20 protein-coding genes are annotated in these 22,283 nt (G+C 54.1%); 7 read left to right on the top strand and 13 right to left on the bottom strand.

Going from position 1 to position 22,283, the window contains the following annotated elements; translation table 11 throughout:
* Positions 1–650 precede the first annotated feature (650 nt).
* The 9 genes from V8352_RS17100 to V8352_RS17060 form a co-directional block, all read right to left on the bottom strand.
* Complete coding sequence (locus tag V8352_RS17100) at positions 651–977, bottom strand: hypothetical protein (protein WP_336425518.1); 327 nt, start codon at positions 975–977, stop codon at positions 651–653.
* Between the two features lie 552 nt (positions 978–1,529).
* Positions 1,530–1,787, bottom strand: coding sequence for a type II toxin-antitoxin system ParD family antitoxin (locus V8352_RS17095; RefSeq protein ID WP_336425517.1), 258 nt, complete (start codon positions 1,785–1,787; stop codon positions 1,530–1,532).
* 158 nt (positions 1,788–1,945) lie between these two features.
* On the bottom strand, positions 1,946–2,353 hold the full coding sequence (locus V8352_RS17090; RefSeq protein WP_336425516.1) for a type II toxin-antitoxin system death-on-curing family toxin: 408 nt from the start codon (positions 2,351–2,353) through the stop codon (positions 1,946–1,948).
* Positions 2,350–2,577: a transcriptional regulator gene (locus V8352_RS17085; protein WP_336425515.1), complete on the bottom strand. Its 228-nt coding sequence runs from the start codon at positions 2,575–2,577 to the stop codon at positions 2,350–2,352. Before V8352_RS17085 ends, V8352_RS17090 begins: the two co-directional genes overlap by 4 nt.
* Before the next feature lie 730 nt (positions 2,578–3,307).
* Positions 3,308–3,508, bottom strand: a complete 201-nt coding sequence (locus V8352_RS17080) for a hypothetical protein (protein ID WP_336425514.1) — start codon at positions 3,506–3,508, stop codon at positions 3,308–3,310.
* Positions 3,509–4,134: 626 nt separating this feature from the next.
* Complete coding sequence (locus V8352_RS17075; RefSeq protein ID WP_336425513.1) at positions 4,135–4,608, bottom strand: hypothetical protein; 474 nt, start codon at positions 4,606–4,608, stop codon at positions 4,135–4,137.
* 180 nt (positions 4,609–4,788) lie between these two features.
* A complete protein-coding gene (locus tag V8352_RS17070) occupies positions 4,789–6,567 on the bottom strand; it encodes an ABC transporter ATP-binding protein (RefSeq protein WP_336425512.1) in 1,779 nt (592 codons plus the stop codon).
* A gap of 149 nt (positions 6,568–6,716) precedes the next feature.
* On the bottom strand, positions 6,717–7,973 hold the full coding sequence (locus V8352_RS17065; RefSeq protein WP_336425511.1) for an HlyD family type I secretion periplasmic adaptor subunit: 1,257 nt from the start codon (positions 7,971–7,973) through the stop codon (positions 6,717–6,719).
* A 141-nt stretch (positions 7,974–8,114) separates the two neighbouring features.
* Positions 8,115–9,887 (bottom strand): type I secretion system permease/ATPase, encoded by a 1,773-nt coding sequence (locus tag V8352_RS17060; RefSeq protein WP_336425510.1) that lies wholly within the window; start codon positions 9,885–9,887, stop codon positions 8,115–8,117.
* A 445-nt stretch (positions 9,888–10,332) separates the two neighbouring features.
* Here V8352_RS17060 and V8352_RS17055 point away from each other — a divergent pair, with 445 nt between their 5' ends.
* The gene (locus V8352_RS17055; RefSeq protein ID WP_336425509.1) at positions 10,333–10,986 is read left to right on the top strand and encodes a ParA family protein; all 654 of its coding nucleotides are present in this window, start codon (positions 10,333–10,335) and stop codon (positions 10,984–10,986) included.
* Entirely contained in the window at positions 10,986–11,237 is a 252-nt protein-coding gene (locus V8352_RS17050) for a hypothetical protein (protein WP_336425508.1), read from the top strand. Before V8352_RS17055 ends, V8352_RS17050 begins: the two co-directional genes overlap by 1 nt.
* Positions 11,238–11,340: 103 nt before the next feature.
* On the opposite strand, the gene V8352_RS17045 is transcribed toward V8352_RS17050, so the two are convergent.
* Together V8352_RS17045 and V8352_RS17040 are read right to left on the bottom strand one after the other, a co-directional pair.
* Positions 11,341–13,101: a hypothetical protein gene (locus V8352_RS17045; protein WP_336425507.1), complete on the bottom strand. Its 1,761-nt coding sequence runs from the start codon at positions 13,099–13,101 to the stop codon at positions 11,341–11,343.
* 19 nt (positions 13,102–13,120) lie between these two features.
* Positions 13,121–13,435, bottom strand: coding sequence for a helix-turn-helix domain-containing protein (locus tag V8352_RS17040; protein WP_336425506.1), 315 nt, complete (start codon positions 13,433–13,435; stop codon positions 13,121–13,123).
* Positions 13,436–13,978: 543 nt separating this feature from the next.
* Here V8352_RS17040 and V8352_RS17035 point away from each other — a divergent pair.
* From V8352_RS17035 to V8352_RS17015, 5 genes are all read left to right on the top strand, one after another.
* Positions 13,979–16,588: a DUF4214 domain-containing protein gene (locus V8352_RS17035; RefSeq protein ID WP_336425505.1), complete on the top strand. Its 2,610-nt coding sequence runs from the start codon at positions 13,979–13,981 to the stop codon at positions 16,586–16,588.
* 132 nt (positions 16,589–16,720) lie between these two features.
* Complete coding sequence (locus V8352_RS17030) at positions 16,721–17,506, top strand: SapC family protein (protein WP_336425504.1); 786 nt, start codon at positions 16,721–16,723, stop codon at positions 17,504–17,506.
* Positions 17,507–17,544: 38 nt separating this feature from the next.
* Positions 17,545–17,745: a hypothetical protein gene (locus V8352_RS17025; protein WP_336425503.1), complete on the top strand. Its 201-nt coding sequence runs from the start codon at positions 17,545–17,547 to the stop codon at positions 17,743–17,745.
* A 233-nt stretch (positions 17,746–17,978) separates the two neighbouring features.
* Positions 17,979–18,224, top strand: a complete 246-nt coding sequence (locus V8352_RS17020) for a type II toxin-antitoxin system ParD family antitoxin (protein ID WP_336425502.1) — start codon at positions 17,979–17,981, stop codon at positions 18,222–18,224.
* Positions 18,224–18,505: a type II toxin-antitoxin system RelE/ParE family toxin gene (locus V8352_RS17015; RefSeq protein WP_336425501.1), complete on the top strand. Its 282-nt coding sequence runs from the start codon at positions 18,224–18,226 to the stop codon at positions 18,503–18,505. The genes V8352_RS17020 and V8352_RS17015 overlap by 1 nt, the downstream gene beginning before the upstream one ends.
* Positions 18,506–18,619: 114 nt before the next feature.
* Here the strand turns inward: V8352_RS17015 and V8352_RS17010 are convergent, their stop codons facing one another.
* Together V8352_RS17010 and V8352_RS17005 are read right to left on the bottom strand one after the other, a co-directional pair.
* A complete protein-coding gene (locus V8352_RS17010) occupies positions 18,620–19,888 on the bottom strand; it encodes a glycosyltransferase family protein (protein WP_336425500.1) in 1,269 nt (422 codons plus the stop codon).
* Positions 19,885–22,152: a glycosyltransferase gene (locus tag V8352_RS17005; RefSeq protein WP_336425499.1), complete on the bottom strand. Its 2,268-nt coding sequence runs from the start codon at positions 22,150–22,152 to the stop codon at positions 19,885–19,887. Before V8352_RS17005 ends, V8352_RS17010 begins: the two co-directional genes overlap by 4 nt.
* Positions 22,153–22,283: the final 131 nt, after the last annotated feature.

Raw genomic sequence — 22,283 nt, 5'->3', positions numbered from 1 at the left:
GACAGACTATTACGCCGCTCTATGAGAGATTAACCACACTCTATTCAACTTAGTCGAACTTTACGCCAGCTATAGATGGTGCAAAAATACAGCGCTCGATCAAATTCATTGAATTTTTTGAGGTATGATCCAAAATAATGGGTTGACAGGTCGCTCGGATTGGAACAACAAGTTCCTTGTTCCTTACTATTTTGGTTCCGGATTTTACACCCGAAATACATACTATATATACTCTATATATAACATCTACTTAGCTGTCATAGATATTGGTGTTAGATAGTAGATTCATATTAGAGTCATAGAAGATGATATCTATCTCTTCATACACCAATACAAACCTATCTAATACCTACCTACATGACCCACCCCATTCCCTGGCAAGGGGGTGACGGGCGCAGCGCAGCGCAGCCCGCAGCCAAAGGGAATGGGGTGGGTCATGTAGTAATCAGAATAGAACACCAACAAGACGAGAGCCAACGAGAGTCTATGCCCCCATCCGAGACAGGATCAGAGCAGGCATCTGACTCTAATCTCTGGGCATGGAGCCAGTAGGAGCCAGCGCTCGACTGTCCCTCTGGGGCGACCCAACCAAGAACAGAACCAAGAACAGGAGAACAGGGCGGAGACTCGCAAAGAGCCAGAGTCGCAGATCACCCGCCATGCTCAAGCAAACTTTGCAGATACTTGAGCTCTTCCCGCAGCTCGGCTTCAAAGCTCTGGGCTTCTAATTCGTTCTCGGCCAGGTACTCAAATCTTCCCTTCATCAGATCCTTTATTCGCATGTGATGAATGCTCGGATCGCGGTCAGCCCTGGCATAGAAAGGCACGCACTTAACGAGCGTATACCTCCCAAGATTTTCGCGCACCAGCACGTTCATTTCTTCTGCATTGAAATCTATGCTGACAATCACTTTTGGATAGAGCTTGGCGCTGAGCCGTCTGATCTTGCCAACGCGGTGATAGATGGAAATTTTCATAACAATCTCGCACAATGCTCTTCGAAGCTAAAATGGATCGAAACTGTGTCAACTTCCAAAGCCAACCAGTCACTTAGAGGCCATATGCGGCCCGTAGAGTGTCATCTTGGGGCTTTGGCACCCCCTCTCGGGCAAAGCACCGCTCCAGCAACCAGAGGCCCCTTGCAGAGACTCTCACGGCCTCTCCTCACAGCCTTGCACAGCTCTGCATCGAATGATCAACGTCAGAACCAGGGTCAGAGAGCATCAGAGACAGAGATAGGGAACCAAGCAAAAGAACCCCTCGGCCGCGTCCAATCACGCCCCTTCGGATTCGGACCACCCTACCCCAAGACTTTCTCAATGGATCAAGGCTCGAGCTGATCACCTTGTTGAACCAAAGAGCGCCAGTGGGGGCTTGAGCATCGGCGCCCTCTTGCGAGGGGCCTTTATGGGCTTGAATGCGGGGGGCAGTTCAGCAGGTCACCACATCCACACCGCATGAAGTCCACGCAACATGATCCATGGCAGCCCATACTGCCGGCCTCTGCCCGTGGCGAAAGCCCGTAGGATTTACCCGTCATGCTTGGCAGCGTGCTTCGCGTGCATACGGTTCAGGAAGGCTTCATTGTCAAAAGGGCGCGGTGTCCCTGACTGTTCCCCAGCAACCAATGCGTCCTGCAAAGCCCTGACCATGGTCTCGTGCTCTTCGAGCAACCTGAGCCCTGCCCGCACAACATCGCTTGCCGAACCATAACGGCCAGTCTGCACTTGCTCACTGATGAAGTCCGCAAAATGGTTTCCGAGGGTCACGGATGTGTTTCGGGGCATCAACAGGCACTCCTTCAATTCTCAGCAATGCCATTATGTACCAATAAGTATTGCAAGGCAAACACACCTTGAAACCAAACAATCCCCACAAGCGGATGCACAGATGGGAGCAAAAGGAACCAAGCGGGTAGTTCAATGCCTGAGCCAAGGCATTGGTGTCATGACACTCGGTCGCGAAACCAAGCGGCAAGTTCGGTTTCTGTCACAAACCCACCAGAGACATCTTCCATGATACGGACTGCGTCGACTGGATCGAAGCTGAGACGGTATCCGTTGTCCGCCAAGAACAGGCGTGCCGCGACCCAGGCGGTGCGCTTGTTGCTGTCCACAAAGCCATGGTTCTTCGCAAGGCTGTAGGCATAGGCGGCGGCCAGATCAGCCGCATCGGGTGTGCCATAGTTCACGAGATTGAGGGGGCGAGCAAGAGCACTGTCGATACCGCCAGCATCGCGAACTCCTTCGGAGCCACCATGTTCCGCCAGTTGTCTATCATGAACAGCGTTGATGACGATTGGGTCGATCCAGCGCCAGTCTTTCCCAGGCGGTGGGTCGGATGGATTACTCACTTTGCCAGGGCACGCAGGACTTCACGGTCATCGTGCATTATATCCTCAGCGAGCGACATTTGCCGCGCAAATTCTGGGTTATAGGGGGTCAAGCGATACCCGCCGTCAGCTGCTTCTGTGAGATAGAGGATGTCACCCTTCTTGATCTTCAGATGAGCCATGACCTCCTTGGTCAGGATCACTCCGGACGACGCACCCACGGTGGTGACTTTGAGCGTTTGCATGTTGGCCTCCAAGTATATAATAAACATTATATACCACGCAGATCAGAATGCCGCAACGCTGCCGCTTCAGACTCTTCGCATAAGCTCCTGCGCGTGAGCCAGGCAAAAGGTAGTGACGCATAGTTCACTCCCTGATGTCGGAGTGAACTCAAGTGACGGACTCTGAGGACTGCATCCGAGACACCCAACGGCAGCGTTAGGGTTGAGGGTGCCTCAGATAACGATCGATCCAAGTTAAGGTTGAGGTTCTCCGGTTTTCCCAAAAGACAGAGGCCAGCACACGTTGCAGTCGTGCATAGAACCCCTACCTGGCATGCATCCTGGGGAGGGGTTTTCTATGTTTGGTGTATGGGAGTGTGAGGTTGAGCGCGGGCCGGGAGCAGCTATCCCCCTCGGTTTAGTTCTTGACGAAGCACCCGCGCTCAAGAGACATGACACGTCGGTGGTTGGCTCACCTCGGACGCATTGTAGTGCGTGTGTCATGTCACCAAAGAGCGGTGTAGTCCCCTCCCCTGCTATGACAGGAGAGGGTATTGGTTCTCAGCTCAGTGGTTTAGCTCATGGCGGCCACTTGTCATCTCGCCTGTCCATCATGATGATCCAAGCAATGAAGATCCATAGAGCCAGAAGTGCTGCTTGGATTATCAGCGCCCAGACGCTAACGCGCCTGAGCCACTCTGCCGTGTTCCGTAAGCTGCGGGCTAGAGTTGGCTAACCAGAGCTGACTGGATCAGTGGGTGCTGAGCAAAGCTGTGATGAAAACCAGCGCGGTCAGTGACAGCGCCACTATCTCAGGCTGGTTGGCTGACGAGCTGGCGGTCTCGGCTTCGATCACCGCGGGCTCCATGACAGGTGCGGTCGTATTGCCGGCGCTGACAGGTGCGGCTGCGATGGTCGCGGCGGCGATGGCTGCAAGATAGATCTTCTTCATTGTGGTTCTCCATGTTTGTTAAACTTACTGAGCCGCTCCGGCGGAGCCACCGCGCAATAATAAGCTGAAACGCTTGCAGTGTGATGCCACTAGGTCAAGCGCATGCCTCTACTATAAACGTCCAGCGTGACTGCTTTGCCACTTGGAAAAGCGGCGCCGCCACTACAATGTCGCCACTACAATACCGTCAGGATGCATAGCTCTCTGGGATACCGTCCGCCCGCAGGCTTGGGCTCTTGGCGATCATCAGGTGTCGAAGAAACGCTGGGCTTGATTATGCGGTCTGCCCTCGATCACATTTGCTCTAACCGTGATAAGCAGCTTCATCATGCCGTTTTGTGGTTGAGGGTGGGTCAGGTCATTATGCGAGGCTTCGGGCAATGTTTGCCCCTAGGGAGTGAAAATCAGAGTGGGACTCCTGCAGAACTCCCTGATTGCTGATTTTGGGCCGTTTGCGCCTGACTGACCCTCAACCATAAGCGCCCGCTGACAAGGATTCCGGAGTTCAAAGAGAGTGCTCACGAGTTCTGACTAGTTCTGACGAGTAGCCAACTAGTCGGACTACTCGTTGTCACTCGTGGCCACTCGTGAGCACGAGTGAACCACCTAAATCACTCCAGTGATCACTAGCGGGACAGTCGGAGTGTGAGATCGGTGATGGTTCTGTCAGCCAAGGTCTGCATCAAACGTTCATTCGCGTCGCGCTGATGGGCTTTAAATCCTTGAGCGGAGGGAGTGTATGCGGTGAAGCTCTCCACGAACCCAGTCGTGATGACCTCGCCATCAGTCTGCGAGGTTACCTTATAGGTTACTTTTCCGACCACCTGTGAACGCGCCGCACCAATCACTTCCAGACCATCCTCAAAGACCAGGATGTCGTACTCAAGGAGCTTTCCAGCGTTTGGATTGTATCCGATGCGTTCCTCTAGATTGCGAACGAAAAGAAACCCTACGCGGTTCACAGGAGGTGCGATTTCGATGTCGGACAGCTTTTGATCCATCTGCATGTCTGGACCATAGACGGGCGTGAAGCCACAGGCAGTCAGACTGGCAATCATGGCAAGCGCCGCGAAAAATGGCGCGGCCCTCAGATTTCCCATGTCACCCTCCCCTGGATCTTCGCTTTGAAAACTTCGAAAATCTAGGCAAAACTTAGGCAAAACCAGAGAGCGCAGTCAATAACCTGTGCCGTGTGCTGCAGGACATAGAGTAAAGCTGTTGCGACTTGGCACAGTTGGCACATTTGGAACAATGGGCGTGTGAAAAGCCTCGCAGGCCTCTCAGCCGTAGCCTTGCTTTTGGGCTGCATACATCGAGGCATAGAGACCATCGGCTTTCATGAGATCCCCGTGTGTGCCCTCTTCGACGACCTGGCCGCTTTCCATGACATAGATCCAGTCGGCATTGGATACTGAGCTCAGGCGATGGGTGACAACGATCGTCGTCTTGTCTTCCCCGAGCTTTGCCAAGGTATCCCGGATACGCTGTTCGGTACGCTGATCCAGCGCGGAGGTTGCTTCATCCAGCATCAGGATCGGCGCGGATCTCAGAAAGGCCCGTGCGATGGCTATTCTCTGCTTTTGACCGCCAGAGAGCTGGGCGCCTTTCGGACCGACCGGCGCATCGCCGCGCTGCCGGATCAGATCTGCAATGGCGGCCTGTTCTGCTGCGTCCCAGATCGCTTCATCGGAGGCATCTGGGCGGACATACCGGATGTTTTCCCAGATGGAATTGTTGAAGATGACGATGTCTTGGGCGACCATGGAAAAAGACTGGCGCAGGGATCTGATCTTGAGCTTTTCAATGGGCTGATCGCTGATCGTAATCTGCCCGCTATCGACATTGTAGAGCCTTGCCACGAGGCTCAGAATGGTGGTTTTGCCTGACCCTGTAGAGCCAACGATGGCTGTGGTCTTGCCACCCTTGAAGGTCATGTTGATGCCGTCAAAAAGCGGTGCATCCTCTGAGTACCCGAATGCGACATCCTTCAGAACAATGTCACCCTTGGTATCAAACTCCTCTACCGCATCAGGGGCATTGGTAATTTTTGGGATCTCCCGGAAAAGAGAGTGAACACCTTCAAGTAGAATGAGGTTCGCCTGCAGCTTCGTGAAAAACTGAGCCACGAGCCGGGCTGGATCAAACAGGAGGACCAGTCCGAGCAGGAAGGTGATCACCCCGGCGCCATCAAGATCATAGGCGGGGCTGAGCGCCATGTAGCCACCCCCCCCGATGACGAGCACATAAGCCACTGCGGAGGATAGATCGATAGAAGGCAGAACCATGGCCTCTGCGGCCTGCAACCGGATTGAGAGGTTCCGGATCTCCTGGGTCGCCTTCCGCATGCGTGAGCGTTCGCTTGGTTCCTGGCTGGAGATTTTCACGGTGCGCATCCCGCCCGTCATCTCTTCGATCCCGGTCATGTAGTTGCCCATGGCGTTCTCGGCGTTTGCCTGGATCATCTTGATGCGTTCCGAAACCATGAGCATCAGGAAGATGATGCCTGGAATGACAAGCACGGCCGCCACGAAAAGCTGGGGTGAGAGATAGATGAGGTAGCCCGCAACCATGATCACGGTCACTGCGTCTCTGAGAGCGTTCACCGTGGCCTGACCAACGAAGAGGCTCAGATCCTGTGCCTGGTTGACCATCCGCAAGATGATTTCGCCGGACTTGGTTCGCTCGAAGTAGGACAGGTCCAAGCGCAACAGGTGATCGATCATGTCCTCGCGCATCTGCAGAACGGCGTTGCTGGCGAGCCAGACCGACAATCGCGGGGTGAGGTAGGACATCACACCGCGTACCGAGAACAGCATGAAGACGATAGCGCAAACACGGGCGAGTTCCCAAGCGCTGCCGCTTTCAAAGATCACCCGCAGACCACTCTCTGTCAGAGCGAGGAACTGCTGATAGACAAAGCCTTGGATCAGCACGGTGCCCAGAACAACCAGAAGCCAAGGAGACTTGCTCTTCAGATAGTTGTCCCAGAACCAACGAAGATTTCTGCGGTCCTGTGCGGAAAACAGAGGTTTGGTTCGACGTAACTTGCTGAACAGCATGCCATCTTGTTCCTGTATCAAGGCTTGGAAGGCAGGGTGTGAGGCGAGGCCTCACCAGATCCTGTTCAAGCTCGAGCGGTTTTACAAAAGAGAGCCATGTGCCCTTTTTCAGCTTCTATGAACTCCGATAGGAGCTGGAACCCCTTGCCTTACTCTTCGATCAGGCTTTTACGAACGGCATCAATCAGCGGCGATGCCATGTAATTCACCACTGTCCGCTCCCCTGTCGTGATGATGACATCAGCTGGCATGCCGGCTGAGAGGCGGCCCTGGATATTTTCAGGGATGTCTTTGTCGTTCACGTCGATACGGGCAAGGTAATAGGGTGGGTCTTGCGGGTTTTCAGGGGTGATGATGTCATTGGAGACGGATCTGACATGGCCCAGCATGATGGGGGTCAGGTTTGTCTTGAAAGCGGTAAACCGAACCTCTGTTTCCAGTCCCGGTGAAATGCTGTCGATGTCGCGTGGTGACACGCGTGCATTGATGATCAGGTTTTCATTCTTGGGGACCAGCTCCATGAGGATGTCGCCTGGGCGGATCACGGAGCCAATGGTGTGCACCTTCAGGTTCTGAATGGAGCCAGAGCCCGGTGACCGAATTTCGGTTCGGTTCAGGACATCAATCGCGACCTTCTTGCGCTGTTCGAGTTCTGAGATCTGAGCACGGATTTCTTCCAGCTCTGTATTCGCGCGCTGTTTGTACTCTTGACCAACCTGCAGCTTTTCGAACTCTGTTTCGTTGATCACATTCTTCGCTTGAGCAATCTCGGAAATGATCTGTCCGAGGGATGCCTCAATCTGGATCATTTCGTCTTGTTGCTGAGACATGACATTCTTCTGGATCAAGCCTTTTTCGACACCGCCGGTCATCCGGTCGATCATGGTTGTGAAATTGGCCACACGGCGCGTTAGCGCTGACTTTTGCATCTCAAGGCCCTGGACTTGCTCCCCGAGCTGTTCAATGCGGCTTTCAAGGATGTCTGTCCTTGATTTCAAAATGGCCCGGCGATCTTGAAACAGGACTCTTTGGTCTGCGATCGTCGACTCCACTATAGTCGAAGATGTTCCGACGTTCAGATCGGGTATTTCAAGCGTGTCAGCCAGTTGGCGTTCTGCCAGAAGACGGGCTTCGACAATCTTGGCCACATCCAAGCGCGTATCGACAACATGCAGATTGGAGCGCGCCTCGACACCACTCAAGCGCAGCAGGACATCGCCTTCCTTAACGACGTCAGCTTCATCCACGAAGATCTCTTGAACGATGCCGCCTTCAAAGTGCTGTACGACCTTGCGGTTGCCTTCCAGGGCAATGGTTCCTGGGGCAAAGACAGCACTGTCAAGCTTGGCAACAGAGGCCCAGCTTCCAAAGACGCCAAACGTGAGGATCACGATTGCATATCCCATGATCGCAATCGGTCTTGGACTTGGTTTCTTGGCCATCAGTGGCACGTCCTACTATCAGTTGTGTTGGCTCCCATGTTCTGTGTCATGGGCGTTTGCAAACAGGCAGGCTTGGCTTGTTTGCTTTTCTTTGTCGATCTTGTCTTACTTGGGCTGCCCGGATTGCCCGGAGGGCGACAGCTGCACGACTCCAGATGAGCCCCCGGTGGCCTTCTTGGGGGCCTGCTCGCTACCTTGCGCTTTGTCTGCGGCCTGCGGGGTCTGGAAGAAATCCTTGGTTGGGCCAAACTTTTCAACGGTTCCGTTCATCAGCATCAGTGTCTTGTCTGTCAGAGCCAGCAAGTTGGTCTTGTGTGTAACGAGAACCACTGTCTTGCCCATGGCTTTGAGGTGCTGAATGCAAGACATGAGGGCTTTCTCGCCAGCACTATCCAGGTTGGAGTTTGGCTCATCCAGAATGACCAGGCTGGGCGAGCGGTAAACCGCACGTGCAAGGCCGACGCGCTGGCGCTGACCTCCGGAGAGGAACATGCCTCCGTCCCCGACATTGGTCTCATAGCCGTTGGCAAGCGTTTGAACCATTTCGTGGGCTCCAGACATCGTTGAGGCCTCAACGATGTCGGTATCCGTTGGCTCTTCCTCGAAGCGTGAAATGTTTTCGGCAACAGAGCCGCCGAAGAGCTTCACGTCCTGCGGCAGATAGCCAATGAACCGTCCAAGCTGGTCGGGATCCCAGTGATGCATTTCTGTCCCGTCCAACCGCACAGCACCGGAGGCTGGCGACATTGCGCCAACGAGATGCCTGACCAGAGAGGACTTGCCGGACCCGCTTGGCCCGATGATCGCGAGCACTTCTCCGGCTTCGATCGAAAAGTTGATGCCTCTGAGCAGCGTGTCACGTGTTCCTGGAACGGTGGCGAAGAGCTGCTCAACCTTCAGATTGCCTTTTGGCTCAGGAAGCTCGGTGCGCTCTTCTTGATCTGCCACGTTGTCAAACAGCTGCTTCAGGCGCTTGTGGGATGAGCGTGCACCCACGAACTGCTTCCATTGGCCCACAGCCTGCTCAACGGGAGCCAAGGCGCGTCCCATCACGATGGATGCAGCGATCATGATGCCCGGTGAGATCAATTGCTGGATTGCAAGGTAGGCACCGGTGCCCAGGATGGCGACCTGCAGACTCATTCGAATGAACTTCGATGTGGCCATGATTGAGCCAGCGCGATCGCTTGCCTTGGCTTGATGTACCAGCATGTCGTCATGCTGATTCAGCCAGCGCTGGGTCAGTTGCTTCTCCATACCAAGGGCGCGAATGACCTCGGCGTTCTGCATGGTCGTGCTTACAAAGTGATTGGCACCCTGAGCCGCTTTGCTGGCGTCCTGCAAGACATTCCGCGTCGCGAACTCATTGGTGATCGCCAGTGCGAAAATGATGGCTGCACCAATGGTTGCCACGATTCCGAGCCACGGATGGAATGCGAAGCAGAGGGCAAGGAACAGTGGAACCCAAGGCGCATCGAAGAACGCCAGGATCCCCTGCCCCGTCATGAACTCCCGGACTTTATCAATGTCACTCAGAGCAATCTGAGCATTGCCGCCGGGCATGGCTGTTTGCTGTTTGACGACGCGGTGGAAGACGGGGTTTGCGAGCACCTCATCGAACTGCATCCCGGCTCGAACCAGCAGACGTGAACGTGTGAACTCCAGAAGGCCGTAGCTTATGAGCAAAGCAATGGCGATCACCGAGATCATCACCAAGGTCATTTCGTTGCGGCTGGACAGCACCCGATCGTAGATCTGCAGCATGTAGAGAGGGCCAACAAACATCAGCAAGTTGGTGAAGAAACTGAAGACTATGGTCGCAATGAAGGTGGACCGGAATCGACCATATGCGGCGTCGAGCGAAGTTTTCTTGCGCATAATATTGCCGGCCTCCAGAGCCTAAACGTATGACTTTCACGCTACCGTATCACAGCCGTTCACGGCTTACCATCTTCGGGCCTTGTAGAGTGATATGTCGCACTTGTGAAGTAGCCCTTCTTTCATTGATTATTCGTGTGGTTTTGGCGGCGGATTGTGGCCGGAGAAGGCTGCTGAATGCGGCGCTGAAAGTGACGCCAATCGGCTCTGTATTCACCCTCTGAAGGTGGCCATCTTATGTGATATATCAAGAAGCGCTAATGCGCTTTGCATGCATTCAGCAAATCATGTCGACTTAAAAGCATGCAATCACATAAGCATTATTGCACTATTGCACCTATGGCGCCAACAATGCTTGCATGCTTTGGTGAATGCACCCTTGGCGCAATCAGTGATTTGATGCTAGCATGATCAAAAAGCAGGCAGGCAGCACTGGAGCGTATGTATGACGTATATCGTGGGGATGGTCTCTCAGAAGGGAGGGGTCGGGAAATCCACTTTGGCGCGGATGATGGCAAGAGAGCTCGTTGCTGGCGGGTTCTTAACGAAGATCGCCGATCTGGATACGCAGCAGCAGACCTGCACGAATTGGGCCGGACGCCGGGCGGAGAACGGAGTCACCCCAGAAGTTCAGGTTCAGAGCTTTGCGCGCGTAAAGAGTGCAATTGAAGACGCAGACCGGTTTGATGCGCTCATTCTCGATGGCAAGCCGAATGCGTCAGACCAGACGATCGAAATTGCCAAGGCGTCTGACCTCGTAGTCATACCGACCGGCCAGACCCTCGACGATCTTCATCCAGGGGTTCTTCTGGCGCACAGCCTTCGCAAGAAAGGGATCGTCTCAGGGAAGATCGCCTTTGCGCTGTTCCAAACCACTGGCAGTGAGCGCGAGAGCATGGCGGCACGGGATTACATTGATGAGGCGGGGTATAAGGTGCTGGAGGGGGAAGTCAGCGTCTCCACGGCCTATGGCTCGGCCTCTGACCAGGGCAAGGCAATTACCGAAACCTCATTCAGCACACTCAACGCACGGGCGTCAAAGCTTGCTCAGAGTGTGATTGACCGTATGGCAGAGCTACAAGACAGGAGTGTGGTGTGATGGCGACCAATCTTTCGAAGCTGAAGAGCGGCAAGGGAACACCTCCCCCCGCAGACGATGTGCCGGATGTGATCGAGACCAACCCTCGGCCAGATGAAAAGGCCCCTTTGCGCCCCCTTCAGGTGCGTATCCCGGAGACGGTTTTTGCTGAGTTCAGTGAGCAGGCAGGCCGCGAGTTCGGCTTCACTCACGGCGCGAAGAAGCAGCTTTTTCTCAGGATGTGGAAAGCATACAAAGCGCAAAACATGTAAGGATGCATGCCTCGTTGCATGCATTCATGCGATTTCTTTGTAAATGGTAAGCCACTGCTTTTGAATAAAAAACGGGGAGATGGCTTTCTGAGGGCGGGGGTGGTTACGCGACGAGGAACTCAGCCATATCGTTGGATAGGCCAATCATCGATACAACACCGCCATCCTCTAGCTGCCAGCTAACGGATGTGTTGTTACCGGCAAAGGCAGCCTTGTCGACAAAGATGATCTCTCTTTCAAAGACAAGAATTTCCAACTCGGAGTTTGCAATCTTGGAGTCGATGAAGTTTCGAGCCGCATCGTTGAACATGTTGAAGTCAGACGACTTAGCGGCATTGTCCCCAGTATCCCCAGTATCACTTGTGGCTTCTTCCTCTGCGGGAAGGGGTACGCTTTCGAAAATCGCGGAGTATTTCTTAAGTTCACCATTGAACTTACCGAGGCCTGACTGGAAAGAGACCGTGTCATAGTGGCTGACACCGGTTTTTTGGGATGCATAGGCTTGAGTGATGCCTTGAATGGAAGCACTCACCGAGGCACTTGATGTCTTCTCCTGTCCCGGGAATTCAGAAACGTTCTCATACAAGGTCAGAGCTATGTTAGCCTGTAGGATACTTTCTGGCTCGAGAGGCGTCTCGACTGGCACATCGGCTTCTTGGGGCTGAGAGGCTTTTGCGAGAGTATTGGAGAGATCACTTGCTTCAATGAGCATCTGTTGGCCCATTCTGTCGTCCATGATCTCTTCGATATTCAAGGCTACCAGATTCAGGGTATCGGTGCCCTGACCCCCCGCGAGGTGGCTTTCCCCGGCATAGTTGTCATTGCTCTCCAAGATGACGAGATCGACCACATTTCCCAATAGAGCCAGCGCGTCTGACAGGTGGTCGACAAGTGTTACTGGCTCGCCGCTCGGTTCATTCTCCTTTGCCTCACCCAATGGGTCAGAGGTGCCCGTGGGCGATTCCGTAAAGGATTTCCAGAAAACATCCGCAGCTTCTGAGCTGGCGTAAAAGCCAGCCGCGATGGCGATTGTGGTCAGAGCGTGTGAGTAAGCGGAGAAGGATAGGTTCTTGTCGTCTTTCTGCGCTGATATCTCTCGGATATTCAGGTCATCGGAAAAATCAACGATGCTTGTGTCAGCTTCCGCCGATGTCACCAGATCAGCCTGGAAGTCCGTGGGCGCAGGTGTGTCTGACAGAGCCACATCCTGATCTCTGTCCTGCCCTTGTTCCAGACCCTTTTGGTTCGCCTCATTTGAGGTTGGAAGCGTCAGCTCATCGGCATTCATCAAGAGCGTCCAGACGAGCGCAGCAATCATCATCGACGGATGTAGGCAAACCTTGCCACCGCGGGCCAGCCGGATAACATTTGTGGGATCATCTAGAGGCTCAGAGTCCTCGTCATCCTGCGCATGTTCCCCGACCACACTGATCAGGAAGTCCTCTATCAAAGCGTTGAAATCTGCGCCTCTCAGAGGCTTCGACAGCGCAACGCTGTCCAGGATATAGACGCCCTTGATGCGGCAGATATGAACCAGCACATCGCCTTTATCATCGCCAATCAGGAACCACGGATCTCCTTCGTCAGAGACACCTCGGTCACATTCCAAACCCGGCTGTGCTGACTGAATCAGGGAGTGAGCCCGGTAAAGGTCGGCAAGTTCTTGGTTGGTCCAGTCAGATGCAAAGATGGATTTTTGCTGCGCCGGTTGAGTTTGTTCTTTGGGAAGTTCCGGGTGTAGTGCTTGAGGCTGAACAGCTTTGGAGCCCGGAAACTCTAACAAGTCTCCGTCATCGACCAAGTTATCCAGAGCGTGTCCACGCGTCCGGTTTAGGGTCTTGTTAAGAGAGACAATTTTTGCCATTGGACCCAATCAGCCAGCGTCAATACGTCTCGTCCATATCGTCCGAGAACAGGATTTCGTATGATGTAGGATCATAGTGCATCAAGAGCTTGCGTACAAATGTCTTGGAGTCCTGACCAAGCGCTTGAGCCCACTCCCGGTACCGGCTGGAGGGAATCTTGCCACGCCCGTTCTCTAGCTGAGAGATGAATGTGTAGTAATCCAAACCAAGCATCTCGGAGAGGTCACGCTGGGAAAGGCCCCGCTCTTCACGCAGCTCACGCAGCCAAAAGCCAAGAGCGAGTCGGTGCTCCTTTGACTCTTCTGAGCTTAGTTTTCGCTGTGATGAGATCATGACGCTTCCTGACGTTTGTCTTGGCTCCGGCAAGCCTAGCCAAGTGTATAGTAGATTTATTACCCCTTCGTCTAGTGGGGGGCTGACGGCAAGTGCAAATGAAGCAACGCCTCACCCTTGTTTCTAAAGGCTGACCCATAGCTATGGTCTGCTGTAGTACCATTTTTCTTGGTTAAGCCCTGCTTTTTGATGCTGCGAGAAAATTTGTCACCACAGCACTTGAGGGCGATCGCGTCATTATTGCAACATTTCGGCCAGAAACGGGTCGAGAGACGCGCTCTGTCTCTGACCAGATCTCAGAGGGGGCGAAATAAAGGTAAGGTAAATCATATGCTTATGCTCATTCAGCGGTGGTATGTAATTTGCTGTATATCTTTCCTTGCACCACCGCCTCCAAATCGGTAGATCATTGTAGAGGATCCGGAGTCCCCATGTAGGGTCGATGGATGTCTTAGCTTCGTTGCGTCGCTTTGAGCAGTGCTCATGGGATGTGGCGGGCGAAATAGGACCACGAGCGTCAATTAATCCGAAAGGGAACTACAGATGCCCATTAATGCAAGCGCTGATCTTACAGTTCAGCAACAAATCACCGCCATCTATATCGCGTACTACGACCGCGCGCCGGATCCGGCAGGTCTCCAGTTCTGGGTCGACCAAGTGCAGGCTGGCCGTTCGCTGGTTCAGGTCGCGAGCGACTTTTCGACCGCAGCGGAAACCAAAGCAAAGTATCCCTTCTTTGACGCTCCCGACGTTGCGTCGGCAGACACTTTCATCACGAGCATCTACACCAACTTGTTTGGTCGTACGCCGGATGCCGAAGGTCAGGCTTTCTGGAGCGCGCAACTTTCGTCGGGCAGCACGCCCGTCGGTGAAATCATTCTCGCGATCCTCGAAGGCGCGCAGGATGTCGCAGGTGGCAATGATGACAAGACCACTGTGACCAACAAAATCGACGTCGGTCTCGACTGGGCTGAAAGCGCTGTTGCAGCGGGCATCGGCCTTTCGAACAATCCGATTGCTGCAGAAGTTGACGGTAAGGTTGTAGTCAACAACCAAGCTGCGTTCGACTCGGCAACCTCCATCCTGGATAACGTTGACGGCACTGCAGCCTCGGTGACGACTGCCAAAGCTACGACCGATACGTTTATCTCGGGCAATGCCAACGCAGGCAGCAACCTTACGCTCACTACAAGTGTCGAAAACTTAACGGGGACCACAAACAACGACACGTTTAACGGTGTTGTTGGTACGAATGGCGCGACACTGACTGCCGGCGATGCCGTCAATGGTGGCGCAGGCGTAGACACACTCAACGTCACAACCGTTGCTGGTGCAGCCGATGTACTGAGCGGCGCATTGGTTTCCAACATTGAAGTTGTAAATGTTCGGGCAACAGCGAACGAGAATTTGACGCTTAATGCAACTGGGCTGACCAACGTTGGGCTTACGGGTACTAATACTGGCACGACTGGTCTCTCAAACCTTGCCAACAATGCGACCGTGACTGTCGGTTCCGGTGCCAATCTTACGGGCGTAATCACAGCCGGATATGCTGCTGCTGCAACTACCGCTAATCTTGCCTACGCTGGTGGGACATCGGGTGCCGTGAACGTAACAGGCGCAGGCTTGACTAGTGCTTCTATTGCTACGTCCGGTACCGCCAATACTGCAGGTAGCATTGATGTTGCGGCTGCTAAGGCCGTCACTGTCGGTGGCTCCGCAAACCTGACTGCCACATCTATTGACACAACCGCAGTCGACGGCACTTTGACCATTAATGGCGCTGGTGCGTTCTCTCTCGGCACACTGGATGCAGGTTTCGATACCGTAGATGCTTCGGCTAACACTGGCGGCGTGACGCTGACACTGGATACAGAGGTTGATACGAAGTTCACTGGTGGTACAGGCAACGACGTGATCACGGCAAGCAATACTGCTTATGTCGCGGCGAACACTGCTGCGATCGATGCAGGCGCAGGCACGGACACTCTCGTGGTCGGCAATGGTAATGCGCTTAGCACAGCGGCTTCCGGTGCGAAGTTTACGGGCTTCGAAACACTTGAGGTGCAGACTAACGACACCATCGATCTCGACAACATCGCAGGCATCACCAGCATCGTTGTTGACAGCGCTGCTGTTGATCTGAACGACGTCTCGGCCACACAAGCCGGTGCGATCACTGTTCAACAGGATTCGACGCTTGATATCGCCGTCAAAGGCGCTGCTACCGTTGGCCAAATCGATACTGTGAAGATCACGGCTGATGATGGTCTTGCGGCTACCAACACCATTGCTCTGACTACTCCGGTTCTTGCCAATGTTGAAAAACTGGAGCTTGTCGCGGTTGACAACCTGACTGTAAGCGCTCTTACCAGTGCAACCGCGCTCACAGGCGTTACGGCTTCGGGTGCAGGTACTATCAGTATCACAACCGGCAACGTTGCTTTTGCTTCTAACAGCACGATCAATGCTTCGGCAGCTACTGGTGCAGTTACCATTGATGCAGGGCTTGCCAATACTAATGGTCTTGCCATTACTGGCTCCGCAACAGCGGCGAACACCATCACTGGCTCTACTGCCTCAGATGCGATCGTTGGTGGTACTGGTATCGACACGATCACCAACTCTGCTGGTACCGACACAATCGACTTTGGTTCCGATAGTGCAAACGACGTGTTCAACATCGCCAATCTAACCGGTAAAAGCACGATCACAAACTTCGATGCCGCAACTGCGACAACAACCGAAGACCTCGTCAACGTATCGAACGACGAAGTTGACGGTAGTGAAGTCGCAATCACTGGAGCAGGCGGACAAGTTGCTTTGACAGATGATGCAACCATCGTTGTGACACAAACGGCCGGAGCGGCGGGTTCGCTTACTACAGGTGGTACTCAAGCGCTTGTTTCCGCAGACTTCACTGCAGCAACGCTCACCAATGTAGCCGCTTACCTTAGTGAAAAGTTCACAACAGCCGCTACCACTGACCAGGCTTTGGTGTTCCTCAATGATGGTACAAATACCTACGCGTACCACGTTAACGAGGGTGCTGATGCAGCTTTGGATGCTGGCATTCAGGCTGACGAAGTCTCCCTGGTTGGCGTGTTCAACGGCGCTGTCTTGAACGCTGGCGACATTTACCAAACAGTCTAAGTCAGCGATAAACTGACTGCAGATATTTGAAAACAAACAAAACCCCCGGCTTCGGTCGGGGGTTTTTCGTCTCAGCCTGCCGATGTTCTGCTGGTATCATTGCAGCAAACTCACTGACGATTTGGATGCATCATGACCCAATGGACAGCCCTCTCGAAAACCGATCACGCCCAGTCACTCTACTGGCCACGTGACGGCTACCAATTTGCTAAGAATGAGCAGGCAGTGCCGGTGTTCCTCGCAGAGATTGGTAAGTTCCTGCCGCACTTCATGCTAGGGTTCGTCAAAGACAACGATCACTACCAGCCGGTGGCGATTACTGGCTTGGGACAGGGCAACCTCTATCTGCACCCGGAAGGTAGCTGGCTAGGCAGCTACATACCGGCAGCCCTGCGCAGCTACCCGTTTCAACTGGTGGACAACCAAGAAGGTAAGCAATTGGTGTGTATCGCCGATGGTCACCTCACGGAAGACCCTGAAGCCAAGCCGCTGTTTGAGATTGACGGCAGCCTCGCCAAGCCCGTAGCTGAAACAGTGGGGTTCTTGCAGGAATGTGAGAAAAACCGCCAGATCACGACCGCTTCAACGCAGAAGCTTGCAGACGCGGGGGTCATTGAAGACTGGCCTCTGATATTGGAGCGTGGCGAAGGGCAGGAGCCACTTACGGTAAATGGCCTGCACCGCATCAGTGAACAAGCGCTGAACGATCTGGATGCTGAAACGCTGCATGCCCTGCGCGGTGGCCCATTATCGCTGGCCTACGCTCAGATGTTCTCAAGCCACCAGTTGGGAGAACTGACCAAACGCGCGGAATTTCTGGCAACCTACCACGCTCAGCAAACCGTGGAGAAACCAGCAAATAACTTTGACGCTATGTTTTCGGATGACGAAAAACTCATCTTTGATTTCGACAAATAAACCAGTTATCGCCACCCTATAATAGAAGGAGATCGACAATGGCCGACGGACAAACCATCACCATCGACGAGAAAGAATATGCAGTGGAAGACCTCACGGACACGGCTAAGGACCATGTGGCCAACTTGCGTGTCGTAGACCAAGAGATTGCTCGGCTGCAGCAGCAACAGGCTATCATGCAGACAGCCCGCAATGCTTATGCGAATGCACTGAAGGCTGAGCTGCCAAAAGACGCTTGAGGTTTGGGCGCCGCAAAAGGGTAGGGGGGCCGAAAAGGCCCCCTGTGTCGTGTTCGGGAAGAAACCTTGGAGGATCATCTCAGCGCTCAGAACAAATCATGAACATGAATGACATCTTCGCACATATGTTTTGTACCGATTATGCGATTTACGGGGAGGGCGATGTGCAATCAAGGCGCGCTTGATCTCCCAGCGCCCTTCAACATACGATCATATCATATCTGGAGGACGTGATGGCGAAAGCGACAACAGTCATATTGGGCGATCATTTCGATCGATTGATCTTGCAGCAGATACAGACGGGGCGTTACGGCACAGTCAGTGAGGTCGTACGCGATGCGCTGCGTCTGTTCGAACAACAGCAGACCGCGCTTCAACGCCTGAACGACGCGATTGAGGAAGGTTGTGCAAGTGGTTTCGTCGATGAAATCGATTGGGACGCCCTTGATCGGCGCGCAGAAGATGCAGCAACCTGTTGATGAAATCTGTAAAATACGCGCGCCGAGCCAGTGCTGATTTGGAAGACATAACCGACTACACCGCGCAGACTTGGGGTGCAGAAAAAGCGAAGAAATACACCAAAGACACTCGGGCAAAGATACAAGAAATCGTCAAGAGTGAGGCGAGTATTCAGTCTATGGACGTTGGTAGGGCTGGAATGTTCAAAGCCCGAGTAAATCGCCGCTCGATCATTTTTGAGCAGACAGACGATCACATCCTCATCATTCGCATTTTGCATGAAGCCATGGATATTCCATAGGGCCACGTTGTTGACCTAGTCCCATCTAATTATAATGCTTTAATGAAAGCCTGTAATCATGCTTGCATGCATGATGATCAAGCTTTCGATACTAGGCCGGTTTGATATCTCGCTTTATCTGATGCCAGGTAGGGGCGGTGCATCCTTCAAACGCCATGCACGCATTGCAGAGGCAGCATCTGAGGAAAAGCGCGCAGCAACATTTGTCACCGCTTTGACGTAGTGACTTGGCGTATGCTTCTCCTCAAGACGCGCCCGCCCTGCAGCTCCTATTTCGCGTCCTATCGATGGGTCCGCATGAAGCCTGCGCACGAGCGCTTGCAGTGCAGGAATCTCTTCGTCCTGCTCAATTTTGAATACGGTGTTCGAGGGCAGGGTTGCATACCACCCCAGGTTGGTGACGACAGAGGGTGCCGCAGCGTTCCAGATGCGCAGCTGACTGCCTGATGCTTCGCCCATGGTCGGATAGCGCAGATTGAAGACGAGATGAGCCTCCCGCAGCTTTTGATCAAGATCGCTCTCTTCAACAAAGCCATGGAGCTTTACGTTTTGGTTGAGGTTCAATGCGTCTATGCGGCGCTGTACATAAGAGGGATCCCAGACGCTCCCCATTATATCCAGGCGGAAGTCGATCTCACCTTTCAAAGGTGCAAGGGCTTCGAGGACCTGCTCCAACCTGCGATTTGGTCCGCTGTATCCAAACTGCACAAAGCGCAGTGGCCCGATACCTGACCGGATGACCTGCGGCTTTTTGGTGGATGGCCGGAACGGTAGATCCAGCAGGTACGTGGGTACAGTCTGCGTGGCGCCGATTGCATCTCGGGCGATAGCTGTATGGGTCAGAACGGAGACGGCAGAGGATAGTGTCATCTCAAAGCCCGGTATCTCTTTGGCAAGCTCGCCCACCTTATGGTGATCCGCGAACACCTCTTGCACTCGGTGCAGGCCTGTCTCGCCATGCCAGCGAGCCATAGTCGCTTCATAAGTCTCTCGGGGAAATAACCCATTTTTTATGGCGTCGAAGCATAATTCCTGGATAGCCAGATCATGCAGGACCACTACAGAGGGTATGCGCTGGATCATCCGCAGGAAGCCCGCGTGGAAGGGCCAGGCATTGCCGATATTGACAAATACTGCCTCGGGACTCTGGCCCAGAGTCCCATCGCGGCGACCTGCTTTTGCAAAGTCACGTGGCATGATGCGGTCGGGATCCAGTCGGCGGACAGGACAGAAGTTGTAGAGCTCCCGGTCCCATTCAGGAGTATCTGTCCAGAGAACCAGATCAGAGGCAGCGGCCAGCTCTGGCAGGATGCGGCGGGTGTAGTGAGCGATATCAGTTTTTGCAGGCGGTAGTGGCGAGACCCAGTGAATGCGCGGTTTCAAGGAGCACCTCGCGGCAGCGCTGTGTTTCTGACAATCCGCAGGAAGGCCTCCTCCGAACAGGAGAGTTCAAGTGGAGCAGCTCGGCCCCGTCCTGAGAACACTCCCACTCCCGACTGATAGAGGTGTAGGCGCAGCTTACCTGCACCCCCCTCTTTTTCATCAAGGCGCAGGGTGATCTGCCCGGTATCGCCGGGGCCAATGGGACTGTTCAAAGGCTGCATCAAGTGCTGGTGGCGCAGCACCCCTGTCCCATCAATCCATTCGGCCAGAAGACAGGTCGCTCGCTCACCGGCGATGGGCCAGAAGCCAGAAGAAGTGTTCTGCACGTCGATTTTTGTCAGCCCCGTTGCATCCGCTCGAGACGCAACAGCGAGAACTCCATGCATACGCGTGGGATCGCCATGGTAAAGGATTTCGGGAACACCCTTTGGTTCGCCAGCCTTGCGAGCCAGATACTGAATGTTCTCACCGCGCAGTGACAGATCGTCATGGCGAGCGACCAGTATTTGCGCCGCGTCCTGTTCTATGTGGCGATCATAGACATCGATTGTTTGCAATCGTACGGTTTCAAACCCTGCGGCCTCTCCCAGCAAGGCAAGCTCCTGCGGGGCGTACTCGCGATTATGACGGCCATAGACCCCACCCGAAGGCACGAAGATGCCAAAGGAGTACGGCGCTATACCGCTAAGCGCTTTCCAGACACCACGATGGCTCACGACGTTAGGAGTGGTTATCAACAGGTGTCCGCCCGGTTTGAGGACACGAGCCGCTTCTGTGTAAAAGAAATAAGGATCCAGAGCGAGGTGCTCGAGAATTTCCATACCGGTTACGAGATCAAAACTGTTGTCCTCGTATGGCCAGGGATCCCGCTCGCCATTGGCAGCTTTCAGTGTGATGTCGAAGCTCGGTAGCTTTTTGTCACGTGCCCGAACGGTTTGGCGGTAAGGCTCAGGGCCTTCCCAAAGACCATGCATATCCACGCCTGGGAAGCGATTGGCCAGCAGCGCTTGAAATACCAGCGGAGGGAAAACACCCACATCGAGAGCGCAGGATACATCCAAGCCCTCCAGCTGGTTCAGCGATGTCATGAACCGCGTCCAGTGCGTATCGAGGTAGCTTGCAAGACCGGTATCAATGGGTGGCTCCTTGCGGCCCAAGGCTGCTGGAAGCTCTTCGAAAGCGTAAGCTTGAAGCACCTGCTCAATGTTATCAAACGGGATGCCCTTGGGCGGTAGAGGCGGAGCTACGGCATTGAAGAGTTGCTGCTTTGCTTCCTCTTGGGAGAGAGGAGCAGCGGTCTCTTCTGGCTCTTTTGGGTCTTCTGGTTTTTGTGTCTGTGTCAGTATCTTCGTCAGTGTCGGTATAGGTGTCTGTTCGAGTTTCTGCCCAGACTTTTTCCCGGTCAGTGTCTCGACCACATGATCCCAGGAAATGTTGAGATCAGTGTACCGGGCAAGACCAGCCAGCCCCATGCGCTCAGTTTCTGCGGGATCCTCCATCAGACGGTCAAACGCAGCTCCTAGCGCAACTGGGTCTGGAGCGGTGACAAAGCCCTCAGTCCCGTCTGTGATGAACTCCAGCGGTCCACCTGCGTCGGTCACGGTAACGACAGGCTTGGCCGATAGCATCGCTTCCAGAGTGATGTAGCCATAATCCTCATCTTGAGGGACAAAGACGACGCCGCGGGCCTCTGCGTAATGGCGGATCAATGTTGCGTCATCCACGGCGCCGAGCCATGTAATGCGGCCTTCAACACCCAAATTGGTCGCCATTTTCATAAGGCGGTTTTGATAGGCGGGGTTCTCGGCCACGCCTGCAATGACCAGACGTGCCTTGGAGTGAGCCAGTGCCTGCAGGCTTAATTCCAGCCGTTTAGATGGATTGATGCGGCCTGGTACAAAGAGGTAGTCGCCATATTCCCCTTGCCGCAAAGCCTCCGCATTGGGCGGCGGATGGTAGAGAGGCTGTGCCTTTACTCCGAGGTGTCTCTTCATCCGGCCAGCCACATTGTCGGAATTGGCGTAGATTGGATGAGGGCTGGCTGCGAAGGCGGATTGATCCTCTTCGCGAATGAGTGACCGGAGCGCCTCACCTTGCGGGATGTCCAGCAACTCAGATGTGCCCAGCTCCCATTGATCGTAGGCTTGACGGTGCTGGTGCAGCACCCAGAAAACCTTGTTGGGGTGCTGTGCCAGCCAAGCCGGGAATTTCAACCCGATCGCCAAATCAATGGGTACACCTTCAACCTCGGAGACATCGATCATTTTCGCTGCCAGAATGTGATCAGCGAGCACTTCACCTGGATACCATTTGAAGGGGAGCGTGATCTCAGTGGCCTCATGTCCACGAGCATTCAGAGCTGCAACAAGGTTCGCTGCATGCCTCTCTGCTCCAC

The organism is Roseovarius sp. D0-M9 (assembly GCF_037083805.1).
Lineage (GTDB): Bacteria > Pseudomonadota > Alphaproteobacteria > Rhodobacterales > Rhodobacteraceae > Roseovarius.
Note: the sequence above shows the minus strand (reverse complement) of the source record. Positions and strands in the feature narration are given on the sequence as shown.